Origin of the sequence: [Clostridium] clostridioforme AGR2157 (assembly GCF_000424325.1) — a bacterium.
GTDB classification, from domain to species: domain Bacteria; phylum Bacillota; class Clostridia; order Lachnospirales; family Lachnospiraceae; genus Enterocloster; species Enterocloster clostridioformis_A.
In genome coordinates, this window is sequence record NZ_AUJR01000079.1 from 1 (window position 1) to 11271 (window position 11271).

The 11271-nt window shown below is 43.1% G+C and carries 10 protein-coding genes and 1 pseudogene; 8 read left to right on the forward strand and 3 right to left on the reverse strand.

What is annotated here, in order from left to right; translation table 11 throughout:
* Nucleotides 1-151 (forward strand): transposase (locus tag G614_RS28570; protein ID WP_044918594.1); only part of this gene is annotated, 151 nt, incomplete at its 5' end.
* 368 nt (nucleotides 152-519) lie between these two features.
* Here the strand turns inward: G614_RS28570 and aroA are convergent.
* The 3 genes from aroA to aroF all read right to left on the reverse strand — a co-directional run bounded on the left by aroA (nucleotide 520) and on the right by aroF (nucleotide 4122).
* Nucleotides 520-1800, reverse strand: coding sequence for a 3-phosphoshikimate 1-carboxyvinyltransferase (gene aroA / locus G614_RS0122230; protein ID WP_027643676.1), 1281 nt, complete (start codon nucleotides 1798-1800; stop codon nucleotides 520-522).
* 28 nt (nucleotides 1801-1828) lie between these two features.
* Nucleotides 1829-2962 carry a prephenate dehydrogenase gene (locus tag G614_RS0122235; protein ID WP_027643677.1) on the reverse strand — a complete coding sequence of 378 codons (1134 nt, stop codon included), beginning with the start codon at nucleotides 2960-2962 and terminating at the stop codon, nucleotides 1829-1831.
* Nucleotides 2963-3099: 137 nt separating this feature from the next.
* Nucleotides 3100-4122, reverse strand: a complete 1023-nt coding sequence (aroF, locus tag G614_RS0122240; protein ID WP_027643678.1) for a 3-deoxy-7-phosphoheptulonate synthase — start codon at nucleotides 4120-4122, stop codon at nucleotides 3100-3102.
* A gap of 285 nt (nucleotides 4123-4407) precedes the next feature.
* Here aroF and G614_RS0122245 point away from each other — a divergent pair, with 285 nt between their 5' ends.
* The 7 genes and pseudogenes from G614_RS0122245 to G614_RS31510 form a co-directional block, all read left to right on the forward strand.
* Nucleotides 4408-4920 (forward strand): MarR family winged helix-turn-helix transcriptional regulator, encoded by a 513-nt coding sequence (locus G614_RS0122245; RefSeq protein WP_027643679.1) that lies wholly within the window; start codon nucleotides 4408-4410, stop codon nucleotides 4918-4920.
* 387 nt (nucleotides 4921-5307) lie between these two features.
* A complete protein-coding gene (dcuC, locus tag G614_RS0122250; protein ID WP_027643680.1) occupies nucleotides 5308-6669 on the forward strand; it encodes a C4-dicarboxylate transporter DcuC in 1362 nt (453 codons plus the stop codon).
* Nucleotides 6670-6717: 48 nt separating this feature from the next.
* Nucleotides 6718-7899, forward strand: a complete 1182-nt coding sequence (locus G614_RS30660) for a MalY/PatB family protein (protein WP_080664597.1) — start codon at nucleotides 6718-6720, stop codon at nucleotides 7897-7899.
* Between the two features lie 20 nt (nucleotides 7900-7919).
* The gene (locus G614_RS0122260; protein ID WP_027643682.1) at nucleotides 7920-8339 is read left to right on the forward strand and encodes a DUF1893 domain-containing protein; all 420 of its coding nucleotides are present in this window, start codon (nucleotides 7920-7922) and stop codon (nucleotides 8337-8339) included.
* Nucleotides 8340-8581: 242 nt separating this feature from the next.
* On the forward strand, nucleotides 8582-9355 hold the full coding sequence (locus G614_RS0122265; protein ID WP_027643683.1) for a Ku protein: 774 nt from the start codon (nucleotides 8582-8584) through the stop codon (nucleotides 9353-9355).
* On the forward strand, nucleotides 9355-10290 hold the full coding sequence (locus tag G614_RS0122270; RefSeq protein WP_027643684.1) for an RNA ligase family protein: 936 nt from the start codon (nucleotides 9355-9357) through the stop codon (nucleotides 10288-10290). Before G614_RS0122265 ends, G614_RS0122270 begins: the two co-directional genes overlap by 1 nt.
* A 73-nt stretch (nucleotides 10291-10363) precedes the next feature.
* A pseudogene (locus tag G614_RS31510) lies at nucleotides 10364-10477 on the forward strand (transposase); the annotation flags it as partial.
* Nucleotides 10478-11271 lie beyond the last annotated feature (794 nt).

Here is an 11271-nt window from a genome sequence, read left to right on the forward strand (position 1 = left end):
GTTGAAAAAGAAATATTGGGGACAGCATATATGGGGAAGAGGATATTTTTGCGGAACGGTAGGGGAAGTAGATCAAAAAATGATAGAAGAATATATAGAGAAGCAGGGAAAAGAAGAAGGCTACGATAATTTTTCGATAGGAGAAGAATGACTACTTCAGTAGGGCTTTAGTAGACTACAGTCTAAGAAGAAAGGGCTTCAGCCCTGCTGTGAGTTCAGTCGCAAAAGCAGGGGCTTTAGCCCCCACTGCGACTTTCAGTCGCTTAACGGCGGCCTTTAGGCCGCATCAACCCACCGGCTTTAGCCGGTGGTAGTTGAGTTTCCAAGCCTAAGGTAAAAACCACCGCCTTTAGGCGGTAGAGCTTCAGCGGCATTTTCCTATAGTAGCGGACCATTGGACCACAGCGCAAAACTCTGTGAGATGGCAAAATGACAGGAGTCAGCGGGAAGCACGCAGTACCATATCAAAACAAAACCGCATCCCTCCCCGGAATAAATCGGAATGGTTGCGGTTTCAGCTTATTCCTGTGTCAGCCTTTTTAAATCGCTGTAAAAGCCGGGATAGGATATATTTACACAGTCAGCGTCCCTTATCTCTGTAATGCCATCCGCACACAGCGCAGTGACGGCAAATGTCATGGCAATGCGGTGGTCTTTGCGGCTGTCGATGACAGCTCCGTGGAGAGGGGCGCCGCCCCGGATAATCATTCCGTCCTCTGTCTCTGACACGTCAGCGCCCATGGCAGTCAGTCCCTGGACCATGACCGCAATCCGGTTGGACTCCTTTACCTTTAACTCTCCGGCATCCTGAATTACGGTCTCACCCTCTGCTAGACAGGCCATGGCTGCGATGACAGGAAGCTCGTCAATGAGGGTAGGTATGACGGCACCGCCTATGACGGTTCCATGAAGACTTCCGTGGCGTACAAGGATATCGGCTGTTGGCTCGCCTGTTCCCCCGCTTACATTCAGAAGTTCAATATGCGCCCCCATATCACGGCATACACGCAGGATACCGTCCCTGGTAGGGTTGATGCCCACATTGCGTATCAGAACTTCCGAGCCGGGCACCATAAGGCCTCCGGCGATGAAATAGGCGGCAGAAGAGATATCTCCAGGTACCATGACCTGATTGCCATGGAGTTCACTGACAGGCTTTATGACTGCCGTGGTTCCTTCGGTGGATACCTGGGCGCCAAAGAGCCGCAGCATCAGCTCAGAATGATTTCTGGACACATACGGTTCGGTTATGCTGGTGGGGCTGTCTGCATATAAACCAGCCAGCATAATGGCGGATTTCACCTGGGCGGAAGCTACCCTGGAGTCATAGTGGATGCCGTGGACCGGACGTCCCTTGATGAGCAGGGGAGCACAGCCATTGCCCTTTATGCTGGTGATGTCGGCTCCCATCATGGAAAGGGGGTCCATAATTCGCTTCATGGGCCGCTTACAGATAGATTCGTCTCCTGTGAGAGTGACGTCAAAGTCCTGGGCACAGAGGATTCCGGATATGAGACGTGTAGTAGTGCCGCTGTTTCCGCAGTCCAGGACTTCCTGAGGCGCTTTCAGTCCGTGCAGACCGCGGCCATGGACCAGCACCTGTCCGCCCTTATTTTCAATGGCAATGCCCATCCTCTCAAAACATGCAATGGTAGACAGGCAGTCTGCCCCCTGGAGGAAATTGTGTATCTCCGTAAGCCCCTCTGCAATGGAACCGAACATGACGGCCCGATGGGAGATGGATTTATCTCCGGGAACCTTGATTTCACCCTTTAAATGGGATGCTCTTTTAAATTCCATAATCTGTTACCTAACCTTTCTCTCCGGATTACATGCGGAACATCTCGTATTTGTATTTGTCCAGCCTCTGCCATGCGGCTTCCATGGAAGCCTCGTCATAGAAAGCGATTTTCAAGGCCCCCTCACCCCGTTCGCGGTTGTTGTTGATACCGATATTCTTAATGCTGATACCCTTGGCAGCCAGGATGACGGATATGGTGGAAATGGCGCCCACCTCATCGCTTACATCCACGGTGAACTCATAGGATGGCTCCACGGATCCCTTGGCCTTGTCTGTAATGGAATTCCGGTAATCACGGGAGGTCTCAAACAGTCTGTAGATATCTTGCCCATTATGTTCTTTGATTTCCTCCAGCACCTTGTTTAAGGATGCGATGTATGCTTCCAGGATCTCCGATATTGGGTCCACATTGGTCATGCATATCTGTTCCCACATCTCAGGGGAGGAAGAGGCAATTCGGGTGAGATCCTTGAAACCGCCTGCGGCCACCTGCTTCATGGTGCCGTCTGCTGTGTCGTGGTTCTTAATCAGATTCACAAGGCTGGAAGCCACCAGATGGGGGAGATGGCTGATGGCAGCCACCACCTTGTCGTGTTCCCTGTAATCCAGAACAAGGGGAATAGCTCCAATGGTCTTTGCCACTGCCACGATGCGTTCTGCATTGGGACTCAAAGCCTGCGGGTGGGAACTGTTCTTTCCCTCCGGAGGAGTGACGATGTAGTAGGCATTTTCCAGGAGATGGTCCGTGGAGTTCTCATAGCCGGTCTTTTCCGAGCCAGCCATGGGATGGCCGCCCACAAAGCAGTATTCCAGGCCCTGGCGCCTGATTTCCTCATGGATGCCGCATTTTGTGCTGCCCACGTCTGTAATCAGTGCGCCCTGCTTCAGGTAGGGCCGTATGGCGGAAAGATAGCCTGCGTTGTATTCCACCGGGGTGCAGAGGAATATCAGGTCACATTCACGCAGGTTCTCATCAATTCCATCCAGAATCACATCCACGATTCCATCTTCCTGGGCCTGCTCCAGACGGGAGCGGGAACGCATATAGGCCATGATACGGATATCCGGCCGTGTTTTTCTGATGGCCCGGGCAATGGAGCCGCCTATAAGCCCCAGTCCGATGAATGCGATGGTGGAATCGGTCATGGTCATTTTTTCCATATTGGTATCTCCTCCTGTAAATGCGGGGACCGGATGCGCCGGATTTAATATATCAAAAGCGGATGCCGTAAGGGCAGGGTTCGCGCACCGGGCATATGTAAAAGCACTCCCTGAAGTGAGAGTGCCGTAAAGTTCTGTTACTGTGCCTTAAAGGTCCGTCCGGACAGCTCTGCATATGGAGCCAGGTCCTTCATCAGCTGCTCAAAGGCATCGAAGGTCAGGGACTGGGGACCGTCAGACAGTGCCCTGGCAGGACAGGGGTGGACTTCAATCATAAGTCCGTCCGCGCCGACTGCGATGGCTGCCTTTGCCAGGGGTTCCACATAGGCTCTGACGCCTGTGGCGTGGCTGGGATCCACAATGATGGGAAGGTGGCTCTTCTGGCGGATGACCGGAACAGCGCTGATATCCAGGGTGTTCCTGGTGGAAGTTTCGTATGTGCGGATGCCGCGCTCACACAGCACGATATTGGGGTTGCCCTCGGAAATGATGTACTCGGCAGCATTGAGCCATTCGTCAATGGTAGCACACAATCCGCGTTTTAACAATACGGGAGTACCGGATTTGCCTGCCTCCTTTAACAGTTCAAAGTTCTGCATGTTTCTGGCGCCAATCTGGAGCATATCTACATATTTCACAGCCGACTCAATGGCATGGGCGCTGGTGACTTCGCAGATTACATTCAGTCCGGTGGCTTCCTTGGCAGCCTTCATGTATTTAAGTCCCTCCTCCTCTAGTCCCTGGAAGGAGTAGGGGGATGTGCGGGGCTTGTAGGCGCCGCCGCGCAGGAAGGTGGCTCCTGCCTTTTTCACCGCGTATGCGGTCTCCATAAGCTGGTCCTGGGATTCAATGGCGCAGGGACCGGCCATCACTGTCATGGTGCCTGGACCGATGTGGGTGTTGCCAATCGGAATCACGGAGTCCTCAGGATGGAATTTTTTATTGACCAGTTTATAGGATTCCGTGACAGCCACTACCTTGTCAACGCCTTCGCTGATTTCAATGTTGGTGTCCAAAAGCTTGGTCTTGTCGCCTACCACACCTACGATGGTAACCTGGGAACCCTTGGACAGATGGGCTGTGAGTCCCTTGGATTCAATAAGATTTGTTACCTTTTTTACCGCTTCGTCAGAAGCATTGGGTTTCATAATGATAATCATAATTCAGTACTCCTTATGCAAATTTATAAATATGCAGATTGCATGGACCATAGTATGTATTCTTCAGAATGATTCATATGCAGTAATAGTGTAAGCGACTCTGTCAGAAATGTCAATACTTTATTACTTTAAACTTTTACGCTTTTAAGTGCAGATGAAGAGACCATAGTGGCGTAAAAAATCCGAAACAAATGGAATAAAAACTTGCCTTTGATATCTAAATATAGTATACTTTAACAAATTGTTAATGACGAATACGGTGTATATCAAAACTAGGAGTATATTATGGATAAGAAGATGAAGAAATCATATAATGACGTAGAAGCAGTAGATATACTACATCAGGTTTCGAATTTTTATATCTCTACAAAAGTGCCTCATGATTATGGAACAGGCGAAGCCTATACTTCAGTAGAGGTACACACGTTAAAGCATATTGCTGATCATCATGGAATTACAGTAACTGAACTGGCAAGAGATTATGGAAAGACCAAGGGGGCAGTTTCTCAAATCCTGAAAAAAGTGGAAAGTAAAGGCTTAATATACAGGGAAGTGGACCCTGAAAATGACAATCGATTTCACCTGTTCTTAACTGAAAAGGGAAAGGAACTGAATGAAGCCCACCGCAAATATGATGAGATAGGATTTGGAGAGTCTATGGATATTGTTAGGGAACATTTTTCTGAGGATGAGATAAATACCACTTTCAGCGTACTTGAAGCATGGTTGGATATAAGACGCAAGGTTCAAGATAACAGAAACGCAAGAAAAAAGGCAAAAAAAGAGATAAGTAAATAGTAAAATATCCATATAATATATATTCGTTAAGACGATTGAGGGGTCACAACAAATGTTGTGGCTCCTTTGCTGTTTCAGAAATAGTCTAATTAGATGCATACTGAATAGTTTTGAGTATATTGTACAAAATATAAATACAATATTCGTGCATATTGACAAAGTGTATAAATGTTATTGACAACAAATTATAATTGGTTTAGAATCTAAACATAAGGTATACATACTAAACCATAGGTTTAGAATCTAAACATAATAGTTTGGTTTGTATATCTAATTTAAACAACCCGGTACCGCGGTGTTTGGGAAACTAAAATGTACTAATTGTGGAATCTATATTAATTTTCCGGAAAATTAATTAGTCTTTCCACAAAAGACAGGAGAGATAAAATGAATAATACTATAGCTGTGATGATAACGCTGCTGTACATAGTCATAGTTGCAACATTGGTGATTAAAAAGTATAATTCAGTATTTGTATTCCTGGTATCAGGCATGGCAATCCTGCTGATATTCGCAATCATTGGCGGCAATTCAATAATGGATGATAAAACGACTGGTAATGCTGTCATAGATGTGTTCGCTTATGCAGCCAACGCATTTAAATCTAATGCATCCGGTGTTGGACTGACTTTGATGATGGTAACTGGATATGCAGTTTACATGTCACACATAGGGGCATCCACAAAACTGGCATATCTTGCAACTAAACCATTATCAAAAATCAAAAATCCATATATTGTTTTAAGCATGCTCTTTGTTATTGGTACATTACTGAAAATGGTCATTACAAGTCATGCTGGCCTGGCTATGCTTTTGATGGCCATTGCCTTCCCTATACTTACATCTTTGGGAATAAGTAAACTAAGTGCTGCTACTGTAATGATAATGTGTGGCTTTGTTGACTGGGGACCAAATGATTCAAGCGCAATATTTGCAGCAGAGAATGTAGTTGGTATGCCTATGATGGATTATTTCCTTACTTATCAAGGGAAAACCGCATCTATACTTATTATAATCTGTGCGGTCTTTCTACCTATATATCTGAGACATATGGATAAGAAAGATGTATCAGATGGGATTTCCGTTTCAAAGGCGGATATGCCTCATGACGTCAGCTGTCCTGCGTACTATGCAATACTTCCCATTGTACCCCTGGTTTTGATTACAGTATTCAGTTTTATACCATCCATTAATCTTGATGTGGTTACAGCAAACTTGATTGGACTGTTTTTCGTATTTATTCTGGAATTAGTAAGACGAAGAGATAGAAAAGAAGTAACGAGTGATTTTAGTGTTGTGATGAAAGCAATGGGAAATTCATTTGCAAATGTAGTGAGTATCCTGATTGGTGCGGCTGTATTTGCTGAAGCCATCAAAATGTTAGGTGGCATTACAATCATAAGCAACACTTTAGCAGCTGTTAAGAGTGCTCCCATTATTACCATGGCATTAATGTCAATGATAACATTCTTTGCAGGCATGCTTCTTGGTTCAGGTAATGCTTCATGGTATGCTTTTGGTCCGCTAGTACCGGATGTGACAGCTCAGATGGGAGTATCCACTGCTACAATCGCTCTTCCGATGCAGTTATCATCTGGTATCGGACGCTGTATGTCACCTGTTGCAGGTGTTGTAATTGCCATATCAGGTATGGCTGAACTGGATATTATGGATATTGTAAAAAGATGTTCTATTCCCGCGGTTGTAATGTATATATGTAATCTGGTTGTATCATACTTAGTTGTCTAAAATACATGAAAATATGTTATTATTCAAAGAAGAAAAGGAGAGTCCACTATGAGTAAAACAATATATGATTTTGATAAAGGCGTAGAGAGAAGAGGAACTGATGCAAAGAAATACGATCCTTCACTTTGCCCAGAAGATGTACTTCCATTCTGGATAGCAGATACAGATTTCCCAAGCCCGGTTGAAGTGACAGAGGCACTGATGGAGCGTGTAAAGATGAATCATTACGGCTACCCATATATTGATTCTGATTTTGAAAAAAGTATTGCCAGGTGGTACAAAGTAAGACATAATACAGTACTGAATCCAGAATATATTGATTTTTCCCCTTGCGTAATACCGGCTATGATATGGTTTACAGAAGAATTCTCAAGTATTGGTGATAAAATACTTTTACAGACGCCGGTTTATCCACCTTTCCACGATTTGGTGAAAAATAACGGACGTCAACTGATTTATAATGAGATGGACCTGGTAGACGGACGGTATGAAATCAACTTTGGGGATTTGGAAAGAAAATTAGCAGACCCTAAAGTGAAAATTCTTTTTATCTGTAATCCCCAGAACCCAACTGGTAGATGCTTTACTAAGGAAGAACTGGTAAGGATGGGAGAATTATGTATACGAAACGATGTAATGATTGGAGTTGATGAGATCCATGCTGACATTATTTTTGACGGACACAAATTCGTTCCGTTTTGCGGTATCTCTGAGGAGTTCGCCAATCATTCTGTAACTTTTATCAATCCTGCTAAAACATTTAACGTGGCTGGTTTCCGCACAGCTGCGTGGTTTACACATAACAAAGAGATTTACCGCAGAATGATGAACCAACAGACTTATAAAAAAGGTATGGGACGAAATATATTTGGAAATGTAGCATTGATGGCATGTTACAATCACGGTGATGACTATGCAGACCAGTGCGTCGCTTACCTAAATGAGACAAAGAACCAGGCAGTTACATACATAAATGAGAATATCCCTAAAATTCAAGCAATTAATCCAGAGGCAACCTTTATGATTTGGATGGATTGTCGTGGACTTGGTTTCAAGACACAGAAAGAACTAAAGGACTTTATGTTTAAAGATGCCAGAGTATTATTAAACGATGGGACTACCTTTGGAGAAAAGGAAGGAACTGGATTTATGCGATTCAACTTTGCAGCGCCCAGAGCAGTAGTCATGGAGGGGTTAAAGAGAATCAAGGAAGCGGCTGACAGGCTGTAAAATTGAGAGTAGGTGTCATAATGAGAGATGATTTATTCCAGAAAGTGCTGACCAAAACAGCATTAGCTATTCTGACTGATGACTCGGACAATATCATTTGGGAGACAGACAAAAGTCCAGTCTCAGGGATGTATCGCGCATACTTTAAGAACAAATTTTCTGAGTCAAAGGATATGATTCTATATGCCAATCAAGCAGGTATTGCGATGGGAATTATGGCAGGACAGATTCCAATCAGAGAATGCCATGCGGTAAAAGTGTCTGAAGGTGGATTGAGGTTATTAAACGAAGAAGGAGTTAAATCTACCTACGAAGAAATAATCCCTCTAATAAAATCATCTAAGGATGATAATATAATTTGTCCCATTGAGCAATTCCTATATGAACATGAAGAAAGACAGGAGCAATGGAGATTTCTTGAAGCGCGATTTAAAAGGTAGAATAACAGATATAATTGTATAATAATAAAGTCTGGGTGTCAGATAATTCCTTGATTTTTGGATAGTCTGACACCCAGACCTTTTTTTATATAAGCTTTAGAAACATCAACCGCTCTCAAAGAGAAAGATTGCAGTCTATTTTTGAGAAGTCCTAGAAAATTTTAAAGTTACTATTTCCAATGAATTCATAATCAGAATTTTACGAATTCCGCACATACTAATCACAAAGGATGGTGATAAGAATGGCAGTAGCTCAAAAAAGTGCAATATCTGTACTTTATATCCCCTCTGACTTATATAAGACAACCAGGGATATTAGTATTTCGTTTAACCAATTATGCAAGGATTCCCATGAACGGATAAAATATAAGAAATATTGTCCATCGTGTAATAAGGAGATTAAGAGTAACGATGATATCATTAAGGGGTATGAGTACGAAAAGGGGCGCTATGTAGTATTTACACAAGATGAGTTAGATAAATTAAAGACTGAAAAAGACAGGACAGTTCATATTGACCATACGGCTAAGATGTCAGAGATTGACAGCATCTACTTTGACAAGAATTATTATATGATTCCGGAACCAGGTGCCGAAAAATCATATGAATTATTTCGACAGGCGTTACTGAGTCAGAAACTTGTGGCTGTTGCTAAGACGGTATTGGGGACTAAACAGGAGCTTTTGGTACTTTACCCGACCAAGGAATGCATAATTGCTAAAATATTGTTTTACAAAGAAGAGATACAAGAACTTCCAAAGCCAATACCAAAAGTTGAGATAAAGAAGGAAGAGTTGGACCTGGCTAAACTGATGGTTAAATCACTGGAACGTAAATTTGATATCAGTGCATATCATGATGAGTATCAACAACGGCTCCGGGAGGCAATTACTGCTAAAATTAATGGACAGGAGATTGTTGCTACGGATAATGTCGTACGTGAAATGATAGATCCTATGGAAGCTATGCGCCGGGTTGTTGAAATGGTGCAAAGTGGTAAGTTTGGTACAGCGTAATGGATATTTTTGATAAAAAGGGCATCAAGCCAATGTTGATTGCTGAGATGGTAGAACCGTTTGATTCAGATGATCACATTTACGAGTTGAAGCTGGATGGGATGCGCTGCGTATCATATTTTGACGATAATAGTGTGGATTTGCGCAATAAAAGGGATATCAGACTATTGCCGAGGTTTCCAGAGCTAGAAGATATTCATACAAATATAAAGCATAAGTGTATTCTTGACGGTGAACTGGCTACTATAGTTGATGGTATCCCTGTTTTTAGTATTGTGCAGCGTAGGTCCATTTTAAATGACCCATTTAAAATTCAGCTGGCATCCGAAAAAACACCAGCTATATTTGTGGCATTTGATATTATATATTTTGATGGGATGCTAGTGAAAGATAGACCACTCTTAGAACGTAAGAAATTATTGGAAGAGTGTTTTGCTGAAGAGAGCAGTAGGATTGCTTATAGCAGGTATATTGAAGAGCATGGGATTAATCTCTTTGAAATGGCAAAGCAGCAAAAGCTTGAAGGTATAGTAGCTAAGAAGAAGGATAGCCTTTATTGGTTTGGTAAAGAAACAAGGGACTGGGTTAAAATTAAGGTCATGGCTGATGAGGATTTCGTGCTGTGTGGATATATTCTTAAACCGAATAACATGACCAGTTTTGTTATAGGACAGTATGATGGTGATGAACTGGTGTATAAGGGACATATTACTCTTGGAGCTAGTCTAAGGAAGCTCAATGAATATAAATATACTGTTATTGACAAATCCCCGTTTATGAATACACCTCCAGGAAATGAAAAGACTGTATGGCTGGCTCCGGAACTTGTATGTACTGTAGAGTACATGCCCGATGAAACTATAGAGAGAAGACAGGCTACTTTGAAGGGTATCAGGGATGATAAGCTGCCAACGGAATGTCAGATAGGGGGGTAGTGTAAAATAGTTTGCGTCTCTGCTAAGGAGCAGATTCGACAAATTATTTCAGAAAACAACTTATCCAGTGTGGCTTACCACCGAGGGATATAAAGACATCCTCAGTATCACCGTAGGGGCTAACGAAACCAGTAAGTTCTGGCTGGGAATGCTCAATGACCTGAAAAACCGGGGAGTAAAAGATCTTTTTGACACCTTCGTAACACTGGATATACTGGCTAAAGCTCTGGAACGGACAAATCCGGATAAGGGGAACACGGAAAAGGTGTGGAAAGATAAGAAAATATCAGAAGCTTTATATCACCTGTAAAAACTATACCGACATTTTTTCAGAAAGTCCTTGTAGCTGCCGGAATTTTTAAAAATGTCGGTATAGTTTTTTTGTCGGTATAAGTCGTGTAAATCACCTTTCTTACCGTTGTAGAAAATAAAAATCGGTGAGATCGGTAACGTCTGAAATGAAACCTTCGGAAGCCTCAAAACCATAAATGTCCCCCAGTGTATCAGAGATCTGCCGGCATGGGGAAAACAATTATAAGCGGGGATGCATTTCCTGAAATCATTGCCCAGTATAATAACGGTGGAACGACAGAAGCCTATGATTTTCTGCGCAGCAGATATGAGATCAAACATCCGTATTTCGTTCTGGCCTGGGTCAAATTTCAACGAAAAAGTGGGTTAATTCTACTTGACAATCAAAAACACACTAAATTTATTGTATTATAACACGACTTTACATATTTTGTTGGCAAACTAATTATACACCAAAGTGTCCTGTACGATATTTTTTTTTCTTAAAAAGCGTGGAGAACCGTCTCAAGGCAGTACGTGATGCCCACGACCTGCTGGTGGCCATGGCCTATGATGGTGACGGGAACCGCATATTCCAGCTGAACTACAACCTGCATACCGATGATGACTGGAAGGGGAATTCCGGAAATGGGAACGGAAACAACAAGGACAACACCGGAAGCGGCAACA

Coding starts and splice junctions, on each gene's coding strand:
- G614_RS30660 (WP_080664597.1), top strand. CDS start 6,718: ATGAGTAAAACAATATATGATTTTGATAAAGGCGTAGAGAGAAGAGGA.
- G614_RS0122235 (WP_027643677.1), bottom strand. CDS start 2,962: ATGGAAAAAATGACCATGACCGATTCCACCATCGCATTCATCGGACTG.
- G614_RS0122270 (WP_027643684.1), top strand. CDS start 9,355: ATGGATATTTTTGATAAAAAGGGCATCAAGCCAATGTTGATTGCTGAG.
- G614_RS0122265 (WP_027643683.1), top strand. CDS start 8,582: ATGGCAGTAGCTCAAAAAAGTGCAATATCTGTACTTTATATCCCCTCT.
- dcuC (WP_027643680.1), top strand. CDS start 5,308: ATGAATAATACTATAGCTGTGATGATAACGCTGCTGTACATAGTCATA.
- aroA (WP_027643676.1), bottom strand. CDS start 1,800: ATGGAATTTAAAAGAGCATCCCATTTAAAGGGTGAAATCAAGGTTCCC.
- G614_RS0122260 (WP_027643682.1), top strand. CDS start 7,920: ATGAGAGATGATTTATTCCAGAAAGTGCTGACCAAAACAGCATTAGCT.
- aroF (WP_027643678.1), bottom strand. CDS start 4,122: ATGATTATCATTATGAAACCCAATGCTTCTGACGAAGCGGTAAAAAAG.
- G614_RS0122245 (WP_027643679.1), top strand. CDS start 4,408: ATGGATAAGAAGATGAAGAAATCATATAATGACGTAGAAGCAGTAGAT.